Raw genomic sequence first — 24,678 nt, forward strand, 5'->3', positions numbered from 1 at the left:
TGCTCGCCCGGCGCGGCGCGCGCCCCGGTCTGCGGCACGCCACGGCGTCCGGGGTGGCGTCGGGCGTCGCCTCCGCGCTCACCCAGACCGTCACCGTGGCGGCGACCGATCACCGGTCGGGCCCGGTGATCGACGTCCGGGTGGTCGTGGTCGCGGTGCTGGTCGCCGCGTTCGCGGCGGGCGGGCTGCTGTTGTCGCAGACCGCCTATCGCGGCGGGCTCGGTGGGCCGCTGGCCCTGGTGACCCTGTCCAACCCGGTCGCCGCCGCGGTGATCGGGCTCTCGCTGCTCGGTGAGCGGCTCCAGGGCGGCGCGGTCGGGCTGGTGCTCGCCGGGGCCGGGGCGGTGGTCGCGGCCCGGGGCGTGGTACTGCTCACCCGGGCGGGCGGCGAGGCGGCCGCGCCCGCCCCTGCCGCTGCCCCGGTTCCTGTTCCGCCCGTTCCGGCCGTCCCGGCTGATCCGGAGCCGCTCGTTCTTCAGGCTTCCTAGGCCGGCCGTCAGCCCAGGCCGCGCGAGTCCTGCTTCAGGGCCGTGTCCACCGTCAGGGCCGTCGCCACCACCAGGCTCAGCAGCGGCTCGGGGAGCTGGAAGTGGATCTGCAGGACGTAGTTGTCGGCCGTGGTGAACATCGTCTTCGCCAGGCCCTCCCACGTCTTGGTGATGCGGGCGACCTCCTGGTCGGCGTGGTCGACGATCGCGAAGTTCCAGGCCCGCCAGTTCTCCGCCTTGATGGCGCCGATCTGCCGGCCGTCGGCGTTCATCGCGAAGTTGATCTTGCCGATGGCGTTCTGCTGGACGATCTCCCCGACCGGCGAACCGTCAGGGCGCTCCACGACCACCCGCGACTTGATGAGCTTCGCGGGCCGGGTGAGCACCAGCTGCGGCCGGCCGTAGGCGTCGCGGATCTCCAGCTTGTGCGTCATGAACTGGTCGACGCTGGAGACGAAGCGCAGCGCCTTCTTCAGGCCGCTCTGCCCGATCTCGGTGACCGAGCCGAGCTGACGGCCGTTCTGGTCCATCACGCTGTACTCGTTGGTCAGCTCGATCAGCTTGGCCTTCTGGTTCACCACCAGGACCGGCTCGGTGAACAGGCTGCCGCCGCCCTGCGCGGTCGGCGCGACACCGGCCTGCCGCTGGACCTGATGCCGCACCTTGGCGGGGTCGGCCTCCTGCGGCTGCTGAGACTGCTGCGGCTGCTGTGCCTGCCCCGGGACCTGACCGGCGGCGGGCGCCTGGGACGGGTCGGCGTGGGTGTGGTCGGTCCACTGGGAGCCGTCCCACCACCGCAGCGTCCGGGGCGTGCCCTGGGGGTCCGGGTACCAACCCGCGGGGGTGTTCGATTGTGTCGTCACCCGGGCACACTATCGCGCCGTCCTGAGCGGGTGGCCAGGCCGGACGGATGTGCGGGGCGCCCCTCCGGCCGGTGTCCGCAAGGCCGGCCGGAGGGACTGCGCAGTCAGCCGCTCACACCGTCGCGAGGGCCGGGTCGCTCACGCCCGGCTTGCCGTTCTCCACGTGTCCGGCGAGGCGGCGCAGCCATCCGTCGTCGCCCTCCACCGTGACCTGGAGGTCGTACCAGCGCTTGGTGGCGCTCAGGTCGACGGTCCGCTGGACGCTCGCCCCGGCGTCCACCGTGTACGTCTGCGGGTCGCCGCCGTAGCTGTTGACGACGGTGATGCGTACGTCGGACCCGGTCGGGTTGGTGAGCGTCAGCGTCACGTCGCCGGTGTCCGCGTCGTGACGGGCGGTCAGCTCCGGGCCCGCGGTCTTGTTGTCGCCCTTGAAGGCGCGCAGGAAGCCGTTGGGGCCGTGCACCGTCAGGTCGTACTTGCCCTGGGAGTAGTACGAGTTCCAGCTGTCCGAGACGGACTTGCCGGCCTCGGTGGTGTAGGTCCAGGGGCCGTCGGTGCGGCTGAGCGAGCGGACCTGGAAGGCGGCGCCCGCCTGGTCGCCGCCGCTGAAGGTCAGCTTGTACTTCCCGGTCGACAGGTTTGCGGCCCCGTCGACGTACGGCGCGTACGGGAGCGGGCGGCTGGGCCGGTGACCGGCCTCCTGCCTGGGCAGGGAGCCCTTGGCCGGGGGCTTCGGCACGTAGCTGCTGTGGCGGTCGTGGTCCGGCGGGATGTAGCCCGAGGTGTCGGGCAGGTCGGCCGGGTCGGTCACCGTCAGCGAGAAGTCGAACGCCGAGGACAGGTCGCCGCAGACGGTGCGGCGCCACGGCGAGATGTTGGGCTCGTGCACCCCGAAGCGGCTCTCCATGAACCGGATGATGGAGGTGTGGTCGAACGTCTCCGAGCAGACGTAGCCGCCCGTCGACCAGGGCGAGACGACGACCATCGGGACGCGCATGCCCAGGCCGTAGGGGCCCGCGGCGTACGTGAGGCCGCCCTTGTAGTAGTCGAGCGTGGTGTCGACCGTGGACAGGCCCTGGCTCGCGCCGGACGGCGGGTACGGCGGCACCACGTGGTCGAAGTAGCCGTCGTTCTCGTCGTAGGTGACGAAGACGACGGTCTTGCTCCACACCTCCGGGTTGGAGGTGAGCGCGTCGAGGACCTGCGAGACGTACCAGGCGCCGTAGTTCGCGGGCCAGTTGGGGTGCTCGCAGAACGCCTCGGGAGCCGCGATCCACGAGACCTGCGGCAGCCTGCCGGCCTGCACGTCCGCCTTGAGGATGTCGAAGTACCCGTCGCCCGCCTTGGCGTTCGTGCCGGTGCGCGCCTTGTCGTAGAGCGGGTCGCCGGGCTTGGCGTTGCGGTAGTTGTCGAAGTACAGCAGCGAGTTGTCGCCGTAGTTGCCGCGGTAGGCGTCGTCGATCCAGCCCCAGCTGCCCGCCGCGTCGAGGCCGTCTCCGATGTCCTGGTACACCTTCCAGGACACGCCCGCCTTCTCCAGGCGCTCGGCGTACGTCGTCCAGCCGTAGCCCGCCTCCTGGTTGCCCAGGACCGGGCCGCCGCCGGTGCCGTCGTTGCCGACGCAGCCCGAGAGCATGTAGTAGCGGTTGGGGTCGGTCGCGCCGATGAACGAGCAGTGGTAGTCGTCGCAGATGGTGAACTTGTCCGCGAGGGCGTAGTGGAACGGGATGTCGTCCCGCGTCAGGTACGCCATGGTGCCGGTGCCCTTGGCGGCGATCCAGTTGTCGTACGCACCCTTGTTGAAGGCGCTGTGTCCGCCCGCCCAGTCGTGGTCGAGGCCCTCGATGAACTGCATGCCGAGGTCGTCGGCGTCCGGGCGGTACGGCAGGATCTCCTTGTGGCCGTCCGGCTGGTGGAAGACCGACTTGCCGCTGGGCAGCGTGGCGGGGCGCGGGTCGCCGAAGCCGCGCACGCCCTTCATCGTGCCGAAGTAGTGGTCGAAGGAACGGTTCTCCTGCATGAGCACGACGACGTGCTCGACGTCCTGGACAGTGCCGCTGCGGCGGGCGGCCGGGATGGCCGCCGCGCGGTCGATGGAGCCGGACAGCGCGGTGAAGCCTGCCGTGGCTCCGGCGATCTGCAGAAAGCGGCGCCGGTTCAGTTCGGACATGAGTGGGGGGCACTCCCGTTCTTCAGCGGTGTCAGGGCAGTGGGCTGGACCACAGAGGACTGGACCACATGGAGTGTTCAAGAAGATCGGGGGAAAGGGAAGGGGTGGTGACACGGAAGTGAAACGCCGGAGTCGGGCGCGGAAAGTCGGCGACACCATTGCCGACTTGTCAAGATTTGCCCCGCTATGTCCACCGTGTCAGCGCACCCCCGTCCACGCCTCCCGCTCGGCCCTTCGCGGGTCGTCCTCGGTGCGGCAGGCACCCGCGTCGAACACCATGGTGGTGCGCCGCCCACCGGCGTCGTAGGCTGCCCAGCCCGGATCGCCGCCCGAGGCGAAGGCCACCCAGGCGCCGTGCACGGCACGCGCGAGGTCGGCGGGGGCGTCCGCACCGGTCAGCAGCTTGTTGCCGGCGTCGTCGAGCCGGTCGAAGACGAACGGCAGCTCCAGACCGTGGCAGGCGCCCAGGTCCCCGTCGAACCGCGGGGAGCGCCACGCGAACTCGTAGACGCGCGTCCCGGGCACCGCCTCGGCCAGGCGCAACGCCGGGACACGGAAGAACCAGTCGGTGATGACCGCTTCCAGCAGCTCACCGGGGTGTGCGCCTGGGCGGCTCGCCCGATAGACGGAGAGGTCGACGCCGTACGTGTCGGCGGCGCGCGCGAGGCGCCGCTCGCTGATCGTGCGAAACCGGTCCACGGGCACCATGAACAGGCGGTACTCCTCGCGCGTCGAACCGACGAGCAGTTCCACGCCAGTGTCGGGTCCGGGCAGCGCGAGGCCGTCGGCGACCGGTTCGAAGGCCATGCTGTTGAGTGCCGCCTCGCCCCACACCGCCGGGTCGGGCCTCGCCGCGAGCTCACGGCGCAGCACGGCCTGGGCCGCGGTCAGCCGGTCCAGCGGCACCTGGGCGAACGCCTCGGCCGTGTGTTCCACGCCGAGGTGGCCCGCCAGGCGTTCGCCGATGCGGCGCGCCGTGTCGGGGCGGACGAAGTGGTGGCAGGCGCCACTCTGGAGCACGGCCCGGTGGAAGAGACCGCGGGCGCGCGGCTCGGTCAGCAGCCGGCCGATGGCGAGGGCTCCCGCGGACTCGCCGAAGACGGTGACACGGTCGGGGTCGCCGCCGAAGGCCGCGATGTTGTCGCGCACCCACTCCAGGGCGGCGATCTGGTCGAGCAGGCCCCGGTTGTCCGGGGCGCCCGGCAGGTGCAGGAAGCCGTCGGCGCCGAGGCGGTAGTTGACCCCGACGAGGACGACGCCGTCGCGGGCGAAGGCACTTCCGTCGTAGGCGGGCTCGTTGGCCGAGCCGTTGGTGAAGGAGCCTCCGTGCAGCCAGACCATGACGGGCAGGCGGGCGCCGGGACCCGGCTCCCGGGTCCACACGTTGAGGTTGAGGCAGTCCTGGCCCGACATCGATGTCTCGGGCAGCAGCACGTCGAACGGCTTGTCGTACGGGGCCCTGGGCGCGGTCGGGCCGTAGGCGGTGGCGTCCCGGACCCCGGTCCACGGGGCGGCGGGCGCCGGGGCCGTGAAGCGGCGCGGGCCGAAGGGGGCGGCCGCGTACGGAACTCCGAGGAACGCGGTGACGGGCCCACGCCTACGGCCCCGTACGTCGCCCTGCGCCGTCCCGCACACCGGGTGCGTGGTATCGGTCATGAGGTATTCCTGTCCTCCTCCGGCGGGTTCGCACCCGACCACTCCCCCGCCAGCCACCGGGCAACCGCCCGTCCGATCCTTTGGCCCGTTTCGATCTCCACGAATCCGAACTGGCCCGCCTGATTGCACTCCAGGAACCACCAGATGCCGTCCACGTCCTCGACGAAGTCGAACGCGCCGTAGGCGAGTTGCGCGCGTGTCAGGTACGCGTGCACCGCGTCGGCCGTGCGGCGCGGCACCGGAACCGGGGTCCAGGGGCCCACCGCGTCGGCGAAGCGCACGTCCACCACGTCCGACGCGTGCGGGCCGTCCGCCGGGTGCGCGGCGCGCGCGGCGAAGAGCTGGTCGCCCACGCAGGTCAGGCGTATGTCCGCGGCCTTGCGGATGCGGCGCTGCAACAGCGTCGGCCCGTGGGCGACGTCGCGGAAGTCCTCGCCGGGACGGACCCGCGTGGTCGGCACGGCGAGCGTCCCGTCACCCGGATGGGCTCCGGAGACCGGCTTGACGACGAGGTCGGGGTAGCGGTCGGCGAACTCCCGTGCGGCGCGCGGGAACGTGGTGATCAACGTGGCGGGAACGGGAAGACCGCAAGCACGCGCGAGCCATAACTGCCAGGGCTTGTAGCGGGCCTGCCGGGCGGCGTCGGGGTGGTTCATCCAGCGCGCGTCGGTGCAGCGCAGCATCCCGTACAGCGCCTGCGTCGACTCCTCGGTCAGCCAGGGGGACGCGGCCTGTGCGCGGGCCGACGGCCGACCGGGTCTGCGCACCCATATGGACCGCAGACCGCTCATGCTCACCACCCTCCCGCCGGCCGACAGATGACCGTGGAACGCGCCGTGCGCCCACTCGCCGGACACGTCCACCCCGCCCGGCAGCTCGGCCGGATCGAGCCGGACCACCGGGATTCCCTCGGCATTCAATTCGACGACCGCCATGTCGGCGGTCACATCCTGTTCGCTCGTCAGGATCAGTACCGTCATTCCGCGCGCGGCCGTTCAGTCGTCGAAATGTGTTTTGGAACCGGCGGTGGACGTGGTCGCCCCGAACTCTCGCAACACTGCGTAGTCGAGCGCGGCCACTCCGCCGTCGGGCAGAACGTTCAACTGCAGTGCGCTGTCATACGTGTACGGCGTGCTGACCTCCACGTCTTGTGTCGGCCGAGCATAGTTGAGAGCGAACGGTCGCATGTGCACTCCTTGTTGGGGGGTCCGCCAAGTCAAGCGCATGGTGACTCTCCGGCGTCACACTGTTGGGGAATTTCTCAGGTTCTCCCTGTAGAACGCATCACACCCCCGGACGGGTTCATTCCGCCACCCAGCGTGATGAGTCGACGTCAGGAAGCGGAAAAGGGCGACCCGTTGGGCCGCCCTTGCGCATATTCCGTCTTTACATGCCTTTACCTGCCCTCTCTGGCCCAGTCACATTCTCAGATACGCGAGCCCCGGATGCACGGCCGTGTACGCGTCAAGAAGTCTCCGGGCGACGGTCACGGAGTCGACGAGCGGGTGCAGCGCGAACGCCTTCACGGCGGCGGCACGCGAGCCGGTGCCCGCCGCCTTCAGGACCTCGCGCTCGACCGCCTTGACGGAGAGCACCAGGCCCGTGGCGTCGTCGGGCAGCGGTGCGGCGGCCACCGGGTGGGCGCCGTTGGCGTCGACCAGGCACGGCAGTTCGACCACCGCGGCGTCGTCGAGCGGTGAGAGCGCGCCGCGGTTGCGGACGTCGAGGACGAGGGTGGTGCGCTCGTCGCGCGCGATGGCCCGCATCAGGGCGAGAGCCACCTTTTCGTAACCGCCGGACTCCTCCAGGTCGGCGGCGTCCCGCTCACCCGCGCCGGACGCCTCCCGGCTCAGCGCCATGTACGTGGCCTCGCGCTCGGCACGGGTACGGTCCCACGCGGCGCGGGACGGCTCCGCGTAGAACGCCGTCTGCTGCTCGGCGAGGAAGGCGCCGCGGGTGCGCTCGGCCTCGCGGTAGGCGCGGACGGTCTCGCGGTCGAAGTAGTAGTAGTGCAGGTACTCGTTGGGGATCGCGCCCAGGGAGCGCAGCCAGTCGGCGCCGAAGAGGCGGCCTTCCTCGAAGGAGCCGAGCAGTGCCTCGTCGGCCAGCAGCCGCGGCAGTTCGTCGCGGCCGTTCACGTACAGACCGCGCAGCCAGCCGAGGTGGTTGAGGCCCGCGTAGTCCGGCCAGGCGTCGGCCGGGTCGGCGCCCAGGACGCGGGCGACGCGGCGGGCCAGGCCGACCGGCGAGTCGCAGATGCCGATGACCCGGTCGCCTAGGTGGCGCGACATGGCCTCGGTCACCAGGCCCGCCGGGTTGGTGAAGTTGATCACCCAGGCGTCGGGGGCGAGTTCCTTGACCCGGCGCGCGATGCCGACGGCGACGGGCACGGTCCGAAGCCCGTACGCGATGCCGCCCGCGCCGACCGTCTCCTGCCCGAGCACCCCCTCGGCGAGGGCGACCCGCTCGTCCGCCGCGCGCCCTTCGAGCCCGCCCACCCGGATCGCCGAGAAGACGAAGTCGGCGCCGCGCAGCGCAGTGTCGAGGTCGGTGGTGGCGTGTACGGCGGGGGCGTCGGGGACGTCCGTGGCCAGTTCCGCCAGGACCCCGGTGACCGCCTTGAGCCGGTTCGTGTCGACATCGTGCAGTGTCACCTCGGTGACCCGGCCCGCTGCGTGATCGGCGAGCAGCGCCCCGTACACGAGGGGCACCCGGAATCCGCCACCCCCGAGAATCGTCAGCCTCATGGCGCGATCGTAGGGCAGTCTTGGTCTCGACCTGATCCACGACCGGCGAAAGGACGCAGATGAGACGCCAACTCCTCCCCCTGGCGGGCCTGGTGGGGGCGCTGGCCCTCACCGCCGCCCCGAGCGCGTCGGCCGCCCAGCTGACATGGACCGAGACCGGCACGTCGTACGTGAGTTCGCTCACCGCGAGCCAGGGTCTGGCGAGCGCCGCCGACGGCTCGCTCACCCACCGGGGGCTCGGCTCGATACCCCTGTCCCTGCGGTTCGCCGGGTGGAACCACGTCGGCGACCCGGACATCGCCCGGGGCTACACGTTCGACGCCTACCAGGGCGGGAACTCGGCGACCAGCAAGATGTTCGCGGTGACGGCGCCCGACGGCACCCGGACGACGTACGAACACCGATTGGACAGCGGCGAGTTGCTGAACAACTCGTTCGCCACGGTGTCCCCCGACGCGCAGTGGCTGGTGTCGGGCGAGTGGGGCACGATGAACCGCCTGGAGGTGTTCCCCGCCCCCGTCCTCAACCCGTCCGCGCCGAAGTCCGGCCAGAACCTCCCGCAGGCCGGGCAGATCAGCCTGGACAAGCCGGTGCGGAACATCCAGGGCTGCGACTTCGTCACCGGCACCCGTCTGATGTGTTCCTCCGACGACGCCGCCAAGGAGGTGCTCCAGGTCGACCTCGACCACGCGCTCGACGGCTCGCCGGTCACGGGCCATGTCACCAGCGCCTTCAAGGTCCCGCAGCGCAGTATCTGTTCGGGGTCGTTCGAGACCGAGGGCATCGACTACGACGCCGCGCACGGCACACTGCGTGTGGAGATCGTGCCGCCGTCCCCGTGTCTGGTGGCCACCGCCGTGATCGCGTACTCGGCGGGATGACCGGATGACGGGTGCGGCGGGAGCGCGGATGGAATATTCGCGATCATGACAGAACGCGCGTCCCCGTCCCCCGCCGTCCCCTCCGGCGCCGTGTCCCCGCCCCGCGCCCCGCCCGTCAGCTCGTCGCCGCCTGCGTCGGCAACTCCGACGCCTCGATGGACGCGTGGGGCTGGCGGGTGCCGTTCGTCGTCGGTGCGCTGTTGAGCCTCGTCGGGTTCTGGATCCGGCAGGGCGCCCAGGAGACCCGCAGCACGCGGCTCGCCGAACCGGCCACGCGGCCCGGCCTGTTCGAGGCGCTGCGTCACCACCCGCGCGCCTCGCTGCTGATCTGCGGCATCACGGCGGCCGGAGAGCGCCCACCGCGATCTGGACCGCTGAGCGGGCGCCACCGCGTCACAGCGGGGGCCGGTCGCCCGTCAACTCCCTGGTCTCGTACGGGTGGTGGGTTCCGGTCACGGTGACGTCGAGGCCCGTCCCGGCTCCGCCGCGCCGCACGCGGTAGGTCGCGGCGGGGCAGGTGTCGTGGCCCGGCACCGTCACCGTCACGTCGTCGGCCTCCGGGGTGACGAGCAGGGTGAGGCCGTCGGTCCAGTCGGCGTCCGGGCGCCGCTCGTCCGCGCCGACGGGGAGCACCGCGCCGGGCCGCACGTACAGCGGAAGGCTGCCGAAGCCGTGCGTCTCGCGGCGCCAGGTTCCGCCGTCCACCCGCTCCCCCGTCAGCAGCTGGGTCCAGACGCCGTCGGGCAGGTAGAACTCCACCTCGCCGTCGGCCGTGAGGACCGGTGCGACCAGGAGGTCCGGGCCGAGCATGTACTGCCGGTCGAGCACCCGGCAGGTCGGATCGTCCGGGAACTCGACGACCATCGGCCGCATCACCGGGACGCCAGTGGCGTGCGCCTCGGCCGCCGCCCCGTACACGTACGGCATCAGGCGGTGCTTGAGCCGGGTGAAGCGGCGGGCCACGTCGACGGCCTCCTCGCCGAACGCCCACGGCACCCGGTAGGAGGTGTTGCCGTGCAGGCGGCTGTGCGAGGAGAGCAGGCCGAAGGCGAGCCAGCGCTTGAAGACGGCCGGGTCGGGGGTGCCCTCGAAGCCGCCGATGTCGTGCGACCAGAACCCGAAGCCGGACGCGGACAGGGACAGGCCGCCGCGCAGCGACTCGGCCATCGCCGAGAACGACGCGAAGCAGTCGCCGCCCCAGTGCACGGGGAACTGCTGGCCGCCCGCGGTGGCCGAGCGGGCGAAGACGATCGCCTCGCCGCGGCCGCGCTCCTTCTCCAGGAGCTCGAAGACGGTGCGGTTGTACAGGTGTGTGTAGTAGTTGTGCATCCGCTCCGGGTCGGAGCCGTCGTGCCAGTCGACGTCGGTGGGGACCCGCTCGCCGAAGTCCGTCTTGAAACAGTCGACGCCCATGTCGAGCAGGTCGCGCAGCTTGCCCGCGTACCAGGAGCGGGCTGCCGGGTCGGTGAAGTCGACCAGCGCCATGCCGGGCTGCCACAGGTCCCACTGCCAGACGTCACCGCCGGGCCGCCGCACGAGGAAGCCGCGCTCGGCGGCCTCGGCGAACAGGGCGGACTTCTGGGCGATGTACGGGTTGATCCACATGCTGATCCGCAGACCGCGCTCCTTGAGGCGGCGCAGCATGCCCACGGGGTCGGGGAAGACCTCCGGGTCCCAGGCGAAGTCCGACCACTGGTACTCGCGCATCCAGAAGCAGTCGAAGTGGAAGACGCTCAGCGGAATGTCGCGTTCGGCCATGCCGTCGACGAACGAGGTGACGGTCGCCTCGTCGTACTCGGTGCAGAAGGAGGTGGTCAGCCACAGGCCGAACGACCAGGCGGGCGGGAGCGCCGGGCGGCCGGTGAGCGCCGTGTAGCGGCGCAGGACGTCCTTCGGGGTGGGGCCCGCCACCACGTAGAACTCGACGGACTGGTCCTCGACGCTGAACTGGAGGCGGCCCACCGACTCGGAGCCGATCTCGTAGGAGACCCGGCCCGGGTGGTTGACCAGGACGCCGTAGCCGCGTGAGGAGAGGTGGAACGGGACGTTCTTGTATGCCTGTTCGCTGCTGGTGCCACCGTCGGCCTGCCAGATGTCGACGCTCTGGCCGTTCTTGACGAACGAGGTGAAGCGTTCGCCGAGCCCGTAGATGTGCTCACCGATGCCGAGGGCGAGCTGGCCGATCATGTGGTGGGCGCCGTCGCGCGTGGTGGCGAAGGCGGCGCCCTTGCGCCCGACGCAGGTGAGCGTGCGCCCGGTCGCCGTGTCGAGGAAGTCCAGGCCCCACTCCCCCACCGTGTCGAGGCGGACGGTGAGCGGACCCGTGGTGAGCTCGGTGACGGTGCCGTCGCGCGTGACGCGGGCCTCGCCGGCGCCCTCGGTGGGCTGCAGCTCGAAGTCGGGGCCGCGGCGGAGCCGGCCGGCGTGGTGGGTGAGGCGCACGCCCACGACGCCCTCGGCCGGGGAGAAGCAGTCGACCGTGATGAGCGGCGTGTTGAGGGTGTCGCCGCGGTCGCGGACGTGGCGCACGGCGGCGTACGCGGTGAACCGGTCTGCCTGGGCGCGGACGTCGCGCACCTCGGTGGCGTAGGCCGCGTGGACGCCGTCGCGCATCAGCCAGAAGCCGTCGGTGAACTTCATGCGGCGGCTCCCCGCGAGGCGAAGGCGATCCGGGCGAGTCTGACCCCGCCGTGCAGCCTGACCCGCAGGTCGCGCACGCCGTGGGCGGCGAACTCGGCGTCCAGGGTGACGTAGTCGTACGGGCCACCGGTCGCGGGGACCTGGATCGCGCGGCGCTCGGCGGCGCCGTCGGCGGCGAGCTCGACGGCTCCCTCTCCGGCGACGGTGACCCGCACGAGCGCCACCGCGTGGCCGTTCTCGTCGCTGAAGTCGCAGTCTCGGTAGAGCAGTTCACCCGTGTCGCCGTCGTGGACCGTCACGGCGTCGCCGGACGTCTTCGTACGGTCGACGATCTCCGTGCCGCGCTGTTCGTCGTACGTCGCCGGGTCCAGGCCGTGCGTGCCGACGGGTCTGGGGATCGGCGGGTCGCCGTCGAGGGTGAGGGGCACGGTGAGGCGGATGTCCTGACTGGAGGCGCCGACGAGCAGTTCGTAGGGGCCCGCCGCGACGCTCCAGCGGCCGCGGGCGACGTCCCAGTGGCCGAGCTCGGCGACCGGCACCGTGAAGGTGACCCGTTCGGCGGCGCCCGGCGCGAGGGTGAGGCGCCGGTGGGCGATCAGGCGGCGGCGCGGGTGCGGGACCGGCGAGGCGAGCGGGCGGACGTAGAGCTGCGGGACCTCGTCGGCGGCGCGGGAGCCGGTGTTGGTGAGGGTGAAGGTGACCTCAAGGGTGTCGTCGTCCGCGGTGCGGGTCACGGACGGCGCCTCGTACGCGAACGACGTGTAGGACAGGCCGTGGCCGAACGGGTAGAGCGGTGTCCCCTCGAAGTACAGGTACGTCTGGCGGGAGCCGATCACGTCGTAGTCGAGGAGGTCGGGCAGGTCGGTGTCGGCCGCGTACCAGGTCTGCGGGAGGCGGCCCGCCGGGCTGACGTCGCCCGCGACGACGCGGGCGAGGGCGCGGCCCGCGGCCTGCCCGCCGTGCGCGGTCCACAGCAGGGCGGGCAGCTCGGCGTGGGCGTCGGGGACGGCGTACGGGTAGGCGGAGACGAGCGCGAGGGCGGTGCGCGGGTTGGCGGCGCGGGCGGCGCGCCAGAGCCCGTCCTGGTGGGGCGGCAGGGCGAGGCTGGTGCGGTCCTCGGTCTCGCGGCCGTTGATGTGCGGGTCGTTGCCCGCGACGACCAGCACGACGTCCGCGTCGGCGGCGGCCCGCGCCACGGCGTCCGCGCCGCGCTCCACGTACGTCACGGCGAATTCCGTGCCCTGGTCGGCAACCTTCACGCCGTCGGCGGCGACTGAGACATGGCGGCCTGTTCCCGTGTGCCTGAGGAGGTGCCCCGCGCCGTGCCGGACCAGCGTGAACGTCTCCTGGACGATCCAGCCGCCGGGCCGGTCGGCGGAGGCCCGTACATAGCCGTCGTCGGCCACCGACAGGTAGCGGCCGTCGGGCGCACGCAGGGTGAGCACGCCGTCGCCCCAGTCGACCAGGGCGAGTTCGGTGCCGTCGTCGGGTGCGGTGGTCAGCGGCGGCAGGTCGGTGCGACCCGCGAGGAGGGCGGGGTCGAGGGCTCCTTCGGCGCCGCGCTCGGGCGTCTCGGCGGCGGCCGGGGCGTCGGGTACGCGCAGCCACCCGTGCTCGCAGCGCAGCCGCACCCGGTCGACGCCTTCGGTGAAGGTGACCCGCTCGGCGCCGAACCGTTCGTACAGGCCGTCGAGCGGGGTGGAGCGGCGCAGCAGGGTGCCGCTGTACCAGTCGGTCTTGCACTCGTCGGCGAGCAGGCCGACCAGGGCGATCCGGGTGCCTGGCGCGAGCGGCAGCAGCCCGTCGTTCTTCAGCAGCACGACGGCCTGTTCGGCGGCCTCACCCGCGAGCGCGCGGTGGGCGTCCGTGTCGAAGGCGGCGACGTCCGCGAGCGGGTCGCTCTCCTCGAACTCGCCGAGCCGGAGCCGCACATGGAGCTGGCGGCGCACGGCGGTGTCGATGTCGGCCTCGGTGAGCAGGCCCTGGTCCAGGGCGCGGCGGACGCGTCCGGTGATGGTGGAGGGGTCGGTGCCGTGGTCGGTGAAGGAGTCCACTCCGGCGACGAGCGCGGCGGCCGTGGCTTCCTCGTGGGTGGCGAAGTAGTGCTCGCTGTCGACGAGGTTGCTGGGCGCGCCCGCGTCGGAGCAGACGAGCAGGTGCTTGTCGGTCCAGGTGCGCAGGTGCTCGCGCAGGTACGGGGAGACATGGTTGGGGCGGCCGTTGACCAGGTTGTAGGCGGGCATCACCCCGGCGACGGCGCCCGCCTCGACCGGCGCGCGGAACGCCTTGAGGTCGTACTCGTGCAGGACGCGCGGGCGCACGGACGAGCTGGTGGTGGACCGGCGGGTCTCGTTGTTGTGGGCGAGCCAGTGCTTGAGGACCGGCGCGGTGCGCCAGTAGGTGGGGTGGGGGCCGCGCAGGCCGCGCGTGTAGGCGGTGGCGAGGGCCGCGGTGAGGTGGGGGTCCTCGGCGTAGCCCTCCTCGTTCCGGCCCCACAGCGGGTGGCGCAGGAGGTTGACCGTGGGGGCCCAGACGTTGAGGCCGACACGGTCGTCGCGCTCGCGCATGGCGCGCGCCTCGGCGGAGACGGCCTCGCCGATCCGGCGCACCAGGTCGTCGTTCCAGGTGGCGCCGAGTCCGACGGCCTGCGGAAAGACGGTGGCCGGGCCCATCCAGGCGACGCCGTGCAGCGCCTCTTGTCCGGTGCGGAACGCGGCGAGGCCGAGGCGCTCGACGCCCGGTGTGAACTGGTGGAGCAGCGCGATGCGTTCGTCGAGCGTGAGCCGGGCCAGCAGGGCGTCGACCCGCTGGTCGGCCGCGAGCGTCGGGTCCGCGCCGAGCGGGAGTCTTCTGGTCACGTACGAGTCCCTTCGGAACCTCAAATAATCTTCGAAGCGCTTCGATGCTCCGTACAGGGACCATCGGGTGTCAAGTGGTCTACGGATAATGCGTGTCGACGAATTCCGTGCAGGCACCTTGTGAGGCCCGGTGTGTTCCCTTAACCTCGCTGCAACATCGAAGCGCTTCGACGCCGCTCGACCGTGCGCGTACCGCCTGCACGTCGTTCCCGAAGGGTTACCGCAATGACGCCGAACTCCCCCTCGTCCCGCCCCAGTCGCAGAAGCTTCCTCGGCTCGACCGCCGTGGCCGCCGTCGCGGTGGCCGGCGGGGTGCCGCTGCTCGCCGCGTGCGGCGGTTCGGAGAACACCGAACGGGAGGGTGCGACCTCCGCCAAGAACGCGCAGAATTTGCTGCCGTCACTCGTCGCCAGCAAGCTCGCCCAACCCGACATCCCCGCGAAGAACGGCTCGGCCGCCGGTTACACGAAGAAGGTGGACCTGTCGACCCTCGGCACCTCGGTGCCCCATAAGCTGGGAACCGGCACCCCCTTCAAGATCATGTCCCCGTTCTGGGGCGCCCCGCCGAAGCCCGACTGTGTCTACTACACCCAGCTCGACAAGACCGCCGGAACCGACATCACCTGGCAGAACCAGGACGGCAACAAGTACGGCGACAAGCTCGGCGCGGTCCTCGCCTCCAGCTCCATACCCGACATGGTCGTCGTGCCGAGCTGGAATCTGACCGGCAAGATCCCGAGCGCGATCACGGCCAAGTTCATGGACCTCAGCCCCTATCTGGCCGGCGACAAGGCGAAGAAGTACCCGAACCTGGCCGCGATCCCCACCGACGCCTGGCGCATGGGCATCTTCGGCGGCGCGCTGCGCGGCATCCCCATGCCCACGGCCATCGCCCCCGGCATCACACCCTTCTACCGCAAGGACATCTTCGACAAGAAGGGCTGGCAGCCGCCCAAGTCACCCGACGAGTTCCTGAGCTGGGCCAAGGAAGCCACCAGCGCCAAGGCGAAGGTGTATGCCTGCGGCGACATGTGGTGGATCGCGCAGAGCATCTTCGGCCTCCAGCCCGCGGGAACGGCCGGCTGGAACATCGGGGACGACGGCAAGCTGACGTACCGCATCGAGCACCCCGAGTACCTCGAGGCGCTGGAGTGGACGCGCAAGCTGTTCGACGCCGGCGTCGTCCACCCCGACGACAAGGCACGCACGGGTGACGCGGGCCAGCGGTTCACCGCGGGTCAGATCCTCGTCTACAACAGCAACATCGACGACTGGTACCGCAAGACCGCCGAACAGGCCACGTCCAACCCGGACTTCCGCATCGAGGGCTTCGACATCTTCGGCCCCCACGGCGGCAACCCGGTACTGTACGCCGGACAGCCCGCCTCTCTCTGGTCCTTCATCCGCAAGGGCGCCTCCAAGGACGTCGTCCACAACGCGCTCGCCGCCGCGAACTTCTCGGCCGCGCCCTACGGCACCAAAGAGCGGATGCTCGTCGACTACGGCATCGAGGGCACGCACTACACCGTCAAGAACGGCGTCCCGGTCAAGAACGACCGCGGCAACGCCGAAGTCCTCAACGCCTGGGCGATGCTGGCGGCGCCCGCCGCGTACTTCGCGCACCCCGACTTCCCCGACGTCGCCCGCAAGCAGGTCGAGTGGCAGGCGCGGATGGGCGCCTTCATGAAGAAGACATCCACGTTCGGCATGAACATCATCGAGCCGCCACGGTACGCCAACCTCGGCACCCCGCTCATTCAACTGGAGCTCGACTACGCACGCGGCCACAAGAGCCTGTCCGACGTGCAGCAGGCCATCTCCACCTGGAAGTCGTCCGGCGGGGACAAGCTGCGCGACTGGTACAAGAAGCTCCTCGACCAGAACGGCAGCGGCAACTGATGCCGCTCACCGCAGGGAGCAGGCCCGACGGCGTCCGTCCCGCGACCCCCGTCGAGGAACCGGAGGCAGCCCTCACCAGGCCCGCGCTCCCCACCAAGAAGCAGACCTCCGGCAAGATCCCCTGGCGGGTGCGACTGCGCCGCGATCGCGTGCTCATCCTGATCACGCTGCCCGCGGTACTGCTGCTCCTGCTCTTCAACTACGTACCGCTGCTCGGCAACGTCGTCGCCTTCCAGGACTACGACCCCTATGTCTCCAGCAACGGGATCACGGCGATCTTCCACAGTCCCTGGGTGGGCATGGAGCAGTTCTCGCGCCTGGTCAACGACCCGTTGTTCTGGGGCGCGGTGAAGAACACGCTGGTGCTCTTCGCGCTGCAGCTGGTGCTGTTCTTCCCGGTGCCGATCGCGCTGGCGCTGCTGATCAACAGCGTGGTCCGGCCCCGGGTGCGGGCTGTGGCGCAGGCCATCATGTATCTGCCGCACTTCTTCTCATGGGTGCTCGTGATCACCGTCTTCCAGCAGATCTTCGGCGGCGCCGGGATCATCGCGCAGACGCTGCAGGACCACGGCTGGAGCGGCTTCGACCTGATGACGAACTCCGGGTTCTTCAAGTTCCTGGTGACGGGGCAAGCCGTGTGGAAGGACGCGGGCTGGGGGATCATCGTCTTCCTCGCCGCGCTGGCGGCCGTCCCCACCGATCTGTACGAGGCGGCCGCGATGGACGGCGCCGGACGCTGGCGCCGCACGTGGCACGTGACGCTGCCCGCCCTGCGGCCGGTCATCGCACTGCTCCTCGTCCTGCGGGTGGGCGACGCGCTGTCCGTGGGCTTCGAGCAGTTCCTGCTGCAGCGCGACGCCGTGGGCACGGGCGCGAGCGAGGTCCTCGACACGTACGTGTGGAGCATGGGCATCCAGAACGGGGACTTCAGCTACGCGGCCGCGGCCGGCCTGGTCAAGGGCGTCATCGGCATCTGCCTCGTGCTGGGCGCGAACAAGTTCGCCCATCTCCTGGGTGAGCAGGGGGTGTACCAGAAGTGAGCCTGAACACGCAGCTGATCCGCAGTCTGCAGGCGCCGCCGCGGCCGGTGTGGGAGGAACCCCCCAGCCGCGCGGGGCTCACCGCGAAGAGCGGCTTCCTCCTGCTGTGCTGCCTCGGGGTACTCGTCCCGCTGTGGATCGTCATCGTCACGAGCCTGTCCCCCAAGCCGGTTATCGACCGGGTGGGCGGCCTCGTGGTGGTGCCGCGCGGCATCACCTTCGTCAACTACAAGGAACTGCTCGGCGGCGGCCAGGTCAGCCGGGCGATCATGGTCTCGGTGGGGGTGACGCTCGTCGGAACCCTGTTCTCGATGACCGTGTCCGTGCTCGCCGCGTACGGCCTTTCGCGGCGCGGCAGTCTCGGCCACCGGTTCTTCCTGGTGACGGTGATGGCGACGATGTTCTTCGGCGCCGGACTCATCCCGACGTATCTGCTGGTGCAGTCGCTCGGCCTGACCGACACCTATCTGTCGCTGATCCTGCCGAGCGCGGTCAGTGTCTTCAACATCCTTGTGCTCAGGGCGTTCTTCATGGGGATCTCTCCGGAGCTCACCGAGTCCGCCCGCCTCGACGGCGCGGGTGACCTGCGCATCCTGCTGACGATCGTCATGCCGTTGTCGCGGGCCGTGCTCGCCGTGATCTCGCTGTTCTACGCGGTCGGGTACTGGAGCGCCTGGTTCAACGCCTCGATCTACCTCAGCGACCAGCGGATGCTGCCGCTGCAGAACGTCCTCATCCAGCTCGTGATGCGGCACACCCAGGCACCGACCGGGCTTCAGGAGGCGGTCCGTACCGGTCAGCTCTCCCCCCTCGGGGTCCAGATGGCCGTCACGGTTCTGGCCCTCATCCCGGTCGCCGTCGCCTCCCCCTTCGTCCAGCGCCACTTCAAGAAAGGCATGCTCACCGGCGCCGTCAAGGGCTGACGCCCACACGCCGTCCCACCCGCCGTCCATCCGCCCCGGAGCCGCACCATGATCACCCCCGACCGTCGCCTGCTCTTCGGCGGCGACTACAACCCCGAACAGTGGCCCGAAGAGGTGTGGGCCGACGACATGCGTCTGATGAAGGAGGCCGGTGTCACGTCGGTGACGGTCGGCGTGTTCTCCTGGTCGAAGCTCGAACCCCGGCCGGGAGCACGGGAGTTCGGCTGGCTCGACCGGCTGATGGACCTGCTCCACCAGCAGGACGTGGGCGTCGTCCTGGCCACCCCGACCGCGTCCCCGCCGCCCTGGCTCGGCCGGCTGCACCCGCAGACCCTGCCGCGCGACGAGAACGGCCGGACCGTGTGGTGGGGCTCGCGGCAGCACTTCTCCCACTCCTCCAGCGCCTACCGCCACCACGCCGCCGCGATCACCGAGGACCTCGCCAAGCGGTACGGTCACCACCCCGCGCTGCGCATGTGGCACGTCAACAACGAGTACTGCACGTTCGACCACGGCGACGAGGCGGCACGCGCCTTCCGCGACTGGCTGCGCGCCAAATACCACACCCTGGACGCGCTCAACGATGCCTGGGGCACGGCGTTCTGGAGCCAGCACGTCTCCTCGTGGCAGGACGTCATCCCGCCGCGCCGCGCCCAGTACCTGCGCAACCCGACACAGCTGCTCGACTTCCGCCGCTTCACCTCGGACGCGCTCCTGGAGTGCTACGTCGCCGAGCGCGACCTGGTGCGCCGCCACTCGCCCGACCACATCCCGGTGACCACCAACTTCATGCCGCTGTGGACCGGGCAGGACGCCTGGGAGTGGGCCGGGCACGAGGACGTCGTCTCCGTGGACTCGTATCCCGACCCGCGGGATCCGCTGGGCGGCCAGTACAACGCGATGATCGCCGACATGACCCGCGGCCAGGCGCGCGGCCCGTGGATGCTGATGGAGCAGGCGGCGGGCCCGGTGAACTGGCGCGGCGTCAACCACCCCAAGCCGCAGGGCCTGAACCGGCTGTGGTCGCTGCAGGCGGTGGCGCGCGGCGCCGACGCCGTCTGCTACTTCCAGTGGCGTCAGTCACGGCAGGGCGCCGAGAAGTTCCACTCCGGCATGGTGAGCCACGCGGGCGCCGAGGGCCGCACCTTCGCCGAGGTGAAGCGGATCGGCGCCGAACTCGCCGGGCTCGGCGAGCACGTGGCGGGCGCGCACACGCCGTCCGACATCGCCGTGCTGCACGACTGGCACTCCTGGTGGGCGGGCGGCCAGGACGGCAGGCCGTCCTCGCGTGTCGCCTACGAGGACGTGGTGCGCGCGTGGCACCGCGCGCTGTGGGAGGCGCATCTGCCGGTCGACTTCGCCCACCCCGAGCACGACCTGTCCGCCTACAAGATGGTCGTGGCGCCGCACCTGTACCTGCTCACGGACGCGGCGCTGGACAATCTGGTGGCGTACGCGCGGGCGGGCGGGACGCTCGTGTGCGGGTTCTTCACCGGAGTCGCGGACGCCGACGACCGGGTGCGGGCGGGCGGCATGGACGCGCGCCTGCGCGAACTGCTCGGCGTGCGGGTGCTGCACGAGTGGTGGCCGCTGGAGGACGACGAGCGCGTCGACTGCGCGGCGCCCGGCGGGGGCCTCTCCTTCACCGGCTCGCTGTGGTCCGAGGAGCTGACGGCCGCGCCGGACGCCGAGGTGCGGGCCCGCTACCGCGGCGGCGAGCTCGACGGCCTCCCCGCCGTGCTGCGCCGCGGCCGTGCCTGGTATCTGTCCACGCTTCCCGATCCCCCGGCCCTGCGTACGCTGCTCGCGGACGCGGCCGCCGAGGCGGGCGCACGGCCTGCGCTGTCCGGCCTCCCCCCGGATGTGGAGGCCGTGCCCCGGGGCGACCTGCTGTTCCTGCTCCACCACGGGCGCGGCGAGGCGACCGTGCCGCTGCCCGACGGAGCGGCCTACCAGGACGTGCTGACCGGCGACGAGCACACCGGCACGGTGACGCTCGGCCGGTTCGGCGTCGTGGCCCTGGCACCGCGGAAGCGGGGCAGAGGTGCTGCCTGAGCATCCGCACGGCACGTGGGAGCCGCATCCCGCCGACCGCTGGGAGGACGCCTTCCTGAGCGGCAACGGCCGCCACGGCACACTCATGTTCGGTGACCCGCACGACGACCGGGTGATCGTCACCCATCACACGCTGGTCCGTCCGGACGGCGGCCCGCCCCCGGGCCCGCCCGTGCTCGCCGACCGGCTGCCGGAGTTGCGGCGTCGCCTGCTCGCCGGGGACGTGACGGCGGCCGAGGAGTTCACGGACGGGCGGCCGGTGCGCTGGGTGCCCGCGTTCCATCCGGCGTTCCAGACGCGGTTCGTGCGCTCCGGCATGGAGTGGCGCGGCTACCGGCGAGCGGTCGACTTCGCCACGGGGGTGGCCCAGGCGCGGTGCGCGGGATGGCGCTCACGCGTGTTCGTCTCGCGCGCCGACGACGTCGTGGTGCAGTACGTGACCGGTCCCGCGCTCGACGGCGAGGTGCTGCTCGACCACCGCCTGCCGGGTGCCCCGGCCGGGCTGCGGGTCGGCCGCGCAGTCGTGCGCACCCCGTACGGCGCGCACCTGACGCTGCGCTGCCGGTACCCGGACAGCGAGCTCGCCTACACCGGCCTGACGCTCGTCGTGCCGCACGGCGGACGCACCGAACTCGGCCGGGCGGGGCTGCGGGTGACGGGCACGGACGGGCTGCTGCTGCTCACGCGGGTGCGGCGGCACACCGGAGAGGCCGACGCCCGCACCGACGCCGGACAGCTGGCCGAGCTGATCGACGCGGCGGGGCCGGACGGCGCGGCCCGCGTGGCCCAGACGTACGAGAAGCTGCTCGCCCGCCACGAGGCGCTGCACCGCACCGCCTACCGGCGCGTCACCTTCACCCTTCGTGGGGCGGGTACCGAACGGGCCCTGCCGGGCAGCCAGTTGCTGGCCGCGCATCCGAGGAGCGAGGCGCTGGTGGAGCGGCTGTTCGCGGCCGGACGCTACCACCTGCTCAGCTCGTCGGGTGCGCTGCCGCCGCGGCTGACCGGGCTGTGGACCGGCGCGTGGGACACCGCCTGGTCCGGCGCCTTCACCACCGACGCCAACCTGAACCTGCAGACGGCGTCGGCCGCGTCCTGCGCGCTCGTGGAAGTCACGGATGCCCTGCGGGCCCTGGTCCAGGGCCAGTTGGGCGACTGGCGGGACAACGCACGGGCGGTCTTCGCGGCGCGCGGCATCGTGGCCCCCGCCCACACCGACGGCGCGTCGGGCCACGCCTACCACTTCCAGCGCGAGTGGCCGCTGCACTTGTGGACGGCGGGCGCCGACTGGCTGCTCACGCCGCTGGTCGAGCAGGCCGAGACGACCGGCGTCCGGCCCGCCTGGCTGGCCTCCGCCCTCGCCGAACTAGCCGTGTTCTACGAGGACTTCCTCACGCACACCGGGCCGGACGGCCGGGTGGTCGTCGTCCCGTCGTACTCGCCGGAGAACCGGCCCGCGAACGCGTCCTGGGGCACGCTGAACGCCACCATGGACATCGCGGCGGCCCGGCACGCGCTGCTCACCGCCGCCGCCTGGCACCCGGGCGCCGACGCCGACCGGTGGACCGCGCTCGCCGACCGGCTGCCCGACTACCGGGTCAACGCGGACGGGGCGCTGGCCGAGTGGGCGTGGCCCGGCCTCGACGACACCTACGACCACCGCCATCTCAGCCACCTCTACCCGGTGTGGCCGCACCACGACATCACCCCGTACGACACGCCGGAGCTCGCGCGGGCGGCCCACCGGGCGCTGGAACTGCGCGGCGCCGAGAACGACTCCGCCCACGGCCACCTGCACCACGCCCTGATCGCCGCCCGGCTGCGGGACGGCGACCGGGTGGCGGGCGCGCTGCGGCGGGTGCTCGGGGGCGACTACTTCCACGCCTCCTTGATGAGCGCGCACTACCCGAGCCGCGACGTGTACAACGCCGACGCGGCGCACGCCCTGCCGGCCGTGGTCGCCGAGGCCCTGGTCCAGTCGACGCCCGACCGGCTCGTGCTGCTGCCCGCCGCCCCGCCGCACTGGCGCGGCGGGGCGGTGCGGGGGCTGCGGACACGGTTCGGCGCGAGCGTCGACCTGACGTGGGACGACGGCCGCTGCACCGCCGTGGTTCGGCCCTCACGCGACGCGCGCATCACCCTCCACACCTCCGCCGACGGCGGCAGACGCATTCGCCTGACCGCCGGCGGGGACCGTGAACTCTGCCTGAGCACACGGTAGTTCCCCCCACCACCGACCATGGAAGGGACACCATGGCACCGACCGCGGAACACCCCACGCCACACCGCCCGCACCGCCGCGGAGCCCGCCGGGCCACCCTCGGCCTCGGCTCCGCCCTGACCGCGGGCGCGCTGCTCGCGCTCGCCTCCGGACCGGCCCAGGCGGCCGTGTGGTGGTCGTCCGACCAGTGGGGCCAGTACACGACCTCCGACGGATACACGCTCTACAACGACATCTGGGGTTCGGGCGCGGGCCCGCAGACCATCTGGGCCAACTCCTCGTCGAACTGGGGCGTGTGGTCCGACCAGCCGAACACGGGCGGCATCAAGTCGTACCCCAACGAGAAGAAGGTCGTCGGCAAACGGCTCAGCTCGCTGTCCTCGCTCACCAGCGAGTACAACGTGACCGTGCCGTCCTCGGGGGCGTACGAGACCGCGTACGACATCTGGGACAGCGACCACTCCCACGAGATCATGCTGTGGGTCAACCGCACCGGGCCCGTCGGGCCGCTCGGCACCTCCCAGGGCACGCTGACCCTGGGCAGCGACACCTGGACCGTCTACAAGGGCGACAACGGCTCCAATGCCGTGTACTCGTTCGTGCGCACGTCGAACTCGTCGTCCGGCACCATGCGCATCCTGCCGATCCTGAAGTGGATCGAGGGCAAGGGGTGGTGGGGCGACGTGACCGTCGGTGACGTCCAGTTCGGCTACGAGATCACGTCGTCGTCGGGCGGCATGGACTTCGTCACCAACAGCTACAGCGTCTCCAGCAGCTGATCCAGCAGCCGACCGCTGTCCCCCCACGCACGGCTCAGGCTCCGGCGGGCGCCTGGGCCGTGCTCTCGCGCACGGTCAGCTCGGGCTCGATGAGGACGACCTCCTCGTCGGCGCCTCGGCCCTCGATCTTGGCGATGACCTGCTCGACGGCGCGCCGCCCCATCTCCTGCGCGGGCACCGCGACCGAGGTGAGCGGCACGGAGGCGTGCGCGGCGACCTGTTCGGGGCAGACCGCGACGACCGACACGTCCTCCGGGACGGCACGGCCCGACTGGCGCAGGAGCGCGAGCAGCGGATCGGTGGCCGCCTCGTTCTGCACGACGAACGCCGTGACGCCGGGCCGCTCGTCGAAGACCCGCGCCAGCGTCGCCGACACGGACGCGTAGCTGCCTTCGCAGGGCCGGTGCAACAGCCGCAGGCCGAGTTCGGCGCTGCGCTCGCGCAGACCGGCCAGGGTCCGCTCGGCGAAGCCGGTGCGCCGCTCGTACACGGCGGCGGCCTCGCCGATGACGGCGATCTCGCGGTGCCCCAGGTCGGCGAGGGCCTGCGCGCACTCGGCGCCCGCGGCGGCGAAGTCGAGGTCGACACAGCTCAGGCCGCTGGTGTCGGAGGGCAGACCGATGAGGACGGCGGGGCGGCTCGCGGTGCGCAGCAGCGGCAACCGCTCGTCGTCGAGCTGCACGTCCATGACGATCACCGCGTCGGCGAGCGCGCTGCCCTCGATGCGGCGCACGGCCTGCGCGCCCTCCTCACCGGTGAGCAGGAGGATGTCGTAGCCATGGGTGCGAGCCGCGGTGGCGACGGCCATCGCTATCTCCATCATCACGGGCACGTACATGTCGGTGCGCAGCGGCACCATCAGGGCGATGATGTTCGACTTGCTGCTGGCCAGGGCGCGGGCTCCGGCGTTGGGGTGGTAGCCGAGCTGGCGGACGCTGTTCTCGACGCGCTCGCGGGTGGCCGCGGAGATGGACCGCTTCCCGCTGAGGACGTAGCTCACGGTGCTGGCGGAGACTCCGGCGTGCCGTGCGACCTCTGCGAGCGTGACCATGGCGATCTCCTGGGAGCGGGCGAAGCGGTTCGACGATGACCCTACGGGGCGGGACCAACGCCTGTCCAGGCATCTGTCGAAGCGCTTCGACAGATGCCTTCTTACGCGCTGCCGCCCATGTTCGCTATCACGGTACCGGCGCGTCCGGTCCGCGCCACCCCGCCCGGCGTGCTTACGGTCGCCTCCATGAACAGGCGCACCCATCTCTCCCTCGTCCTGCTCGCGGGTGCCTCGGGGGCCGTGGACGCGCTGGCGTTCACGGCGCTCGGCACGGTGTTCGCCGGGGTGATGACCGGGAACCTGGTCCTGCTCGGCGTCGCGGCCGGCCACGGGGCGGGCGGCGACACCCTCGCCCCGCTGACCGCGCTCGGCGGGTACGCGGCCGGGGCGTGCGCCGCGACGCTGGC

Annotated in this window: 17 protein-coding genes and 2 pseudogenes; 10 read left to right on the top strand and 9 right to left on the bottom strand. The window is 71.6% G+C overall.

The window, feature by feature from the left end:
• Positions 1 to 488 (top strand): annotated as a pseudogene (locus tag OFY01_RS32110) (hypothetical protein); the annotation flags it as partial.
• An 8-nt stretch (positions 489 to 496) separates the two neighbouring features.
• Here the strand turns inward: OFY01_RS32110 and OFY01_RS32115 are convergent.
• From OFY01_RS32115 to OFY01_RS32140, 6 genes are all read right to left on the bottom strand, one after another.
• The gene (locus tag OFY01_RS32115) at positions 497 to 1,351 is read right to left on the bottom strand and encodes a phospholipid scramblase-related protein (protein WP_266605972.1); all 855 of its coding nucleotides are present in this window, start codon (positions 1,349 to 1,351) and stop codon (positions 497 to 499) included.
• 112 nt (positions 1,352 to 1,463) lie between these two features.
• A complete protein-coding gene (locus OFY01_RS32120) occupies positions 1,464 to 3,521 on the bottom strand; it encodes a phosphocholine-specific phospholipase C (protein WP_266605974.1) in 2,058 nt (685 codons plus the stop codon).
• A gap of 198 nt (positions 3,522 to 3,719) precedes the next feature.
• Positions 3,720 to 5,177 (bottom strand): carboxylesterase/lipase family protein, encoded by a 1,458-nt coding sequence (locus OFY01_RS32125; RefSeq protein ID WP_266605975.1) that lies wholly within the window; start codon positions 5,175 to 5,177, stop codon positions 3,720 to 3,722.
• Positions 5,174 to 6,157 (bottom strand): ATP-grasp ribosomal peptide maturase, encoded by a 984-nt coding sequence (gene tgmB, locus OFY01_RS32130; RefSeq protein ID WP_266605976.1) that lies wholly within the window; start codon positions 6,155 to 6,157, stop codon positions 5,174 to 5,176. Before tgmB ends, OFY01_RS32125 begins: the two co-directional genes overlap by 4 nt.
• Before the next feature lie 15 nt (positions 6,158 to 6,172).
• Entirely contained in the window at positions 6,173 to 6,364 is a 192-nt protein-coding gene (gene tgmA / locus OFY01_RS32135) for a putative ATP-grasp-modified RiPP (RefSeq protein WP_266605978.1), read from the bottom strand.
• 231 nt (positions 6,365 to 6,595) lie between these two features.
• On the bottom strand, positions 6,596 to 7,924 hold the full coding sequence (locus tag OFY01_RS32140; protein WP_266605980.1) for a 6-phospho-beta-glucosidase: 1,329 nt from the start codon (positions 7,922 to 7,924) through the stop codon (positions 6,596 to 6,598).
• Positions 7,925 to 7,983: 59 nt separating this feature from the next.
• On the opposite strand from OFY01_RS32140, the gene OFY01_RS32145 reads away from it, so the two are divergent.
• Together OFY01_RS32145 and OFY01_RS32150 are read left to right on the top strand one after the other, a co-directional pair.
• Entirely contained in the window at positions 7,984 to 8,805 is an 822-nt protein-coding gene (locus tag OFY01_RS32145; protein ID WP_266605982.1) for a hypothetical protein, read from the top strand.
• Between the two features lie 116 nt (positions 8,806 to 8,921).
• Positions 8,922 to 9,155, top strand: a pseudogene (locus OFY01_RS32150) (MFS transporter); the annotation flags it as partial.
• A gap of 43 nt (positions 9,156 to 9,198) precedes the next feature.
• Here the strand turns inward: OFY01_RS32150 and yicI are convergent.
• Entirely contained in the window at positions 9,199 to 11,445 is a 2,247-nt protein-coding gene (gene yicI / locus OFY01_RS32155; protein WP_266605984.1) for an alpha-xylosidase, read from the bottom strand.
• On the bottom strand, positions 11,442 to 14,303 hold the full coding sequence (locus OFY01_RS32160; protein WP_266605986.1) for a glycoside hydrolase family 3 C-terminal domain-containing protein: 2,862 nt from the start codon (positions 14,301 to 14,303) through the stop codon (positions 11,442 to 11,444). The genes yicI and OFY01_RS32160 overlap by 4 nt, the downstream gene beginning before the upstream one ends.
• Positions 14,304 to 14,528: 225 nt before the next feature.
• Between OFY01_RS32160 and OFY01_RS32165 the strand changes: the two genes are divergently transcribed.
• From OFY01_RS32165 to OFY01_RS32190, 6 genes are read left to right on the top strand one after another with little or no spacing between them, the layout of a single operon-like run.
• Positions 14,529 to 16,202, top strand: coding sequence for an extracellular solute-binding protein (locus OFY01_RS32165; RefSeq protein ID WP_266605988.1), 1,674 nt, complete (start codon positions 14,529 to 14,531; stop codon positions 16,200 to 16,202).
• The gene (locus OFY01_RS32170) at positions 16,202 to 17,242 is read left to right on the top strand and encodes an ABC transporter permease (protein ID WP_266605990.1); all 1,041 of its coding nucleotides are present in this window, start codon (positions 16,202 to 16,204) and stop codon (positions 17,240 to 17,242) included. Before OFY01_RS32165 ends, OFY01_RS32170 begins: the two co-directional genes overlap by 1 nt.
• The gene (locus OFY01_RS32175) at positions 17,239 to 18,165 is read left to right on the top strand and encodes a carbohydrate ABC transporter permease (RefSeq protein WP_266605992.1); all 927 of its coding nucleotides are present in this window, start codon (positions 17,239 to 17,241) and stop codon (positions 18,163 to 18,165) included. The genes OFY01_RS32170 and OFY01_RS32175 overlap by 4 nt, the downstream gene beginning before the upstream one ends.
• A gap of 48 nt (positions 18,166 to 18,213) precedes the next feature.
• Positions 18,214 to 20,220 (top strand): beta-galactosidase, encoded by a 2,007-nt coding sequence (locus tag OFY01_RS32180; RefSeq protein ID WP_266605994.1) that lies wholly within the window; start codon positions 18,214 to 18,216, stop codon positions 20,218 to 20,220.
• Positions 20,213 to 22,441 (top strand): glycosyl hydrolase family 95 catalytic domain-containing protein, encoded by a 2,229-nt coding sequence (locus OFY01_RS32185; protein ID WP_266606002.1) that lies wholly within the window; start codon positions 20,213 to 20,215, stop codon positions 22,439 to 22,441. Before OFY01_RS32180 ends, OFY01_RS32185 begins: the two co-directional genes overlap by 8 nt.
• Positions 22,442 to 22,473: 32 nt before the next feature.
• Entirely contained in the window at positions 22,474 to 23,220 is a 747-nt protein-coding gene (locus OFY01_RS32190; protein WP_266605996.1) for a GH12 family glycosyl hydrolase domain-containing protein, read from the top strand.
• Between the two features lie 34 nt (positions 23,221 to 23,254).
• Here OFY01_RS32190 and OFY01_RS32195 read toward each other — a convergent pair whose 3' ends face one another.
• Positions 23,255 to 24,271, bottom strand: coding sequence for a LacI family DNA-binding transcriptional regulator (locus OFY01_RS32195; protein ID WP_266605998.1), 1,017 nt, complete (start codon positions 24,269 to 24,271; stop codon positions 23,255 to 23,257).
• A 186-nt stretch (positions 24,272 to 24,457) separates the two neighbouring features.
• On the opposite strand from OFY01_RS32195, the gene OFY01_RS32200 reads away from it, so the two are divergent.
• Positions 24,458 to 24,678: DUF1275 family protein (locus OFY01_RS32200; RefSeq protein WP_266606000.1), on the top strand; the 221-nt coding region annotated here is incomplete at its 3' end.

Source organism: Streptomyces beihaiensis (assembly GCF_026274175.1).
GTDB lineage: Bacteria > Actinomycetota > Actinomycetes > Streptomycetales > Streptomycetaceae > Streptomyces > Streptomyces beihaiensis.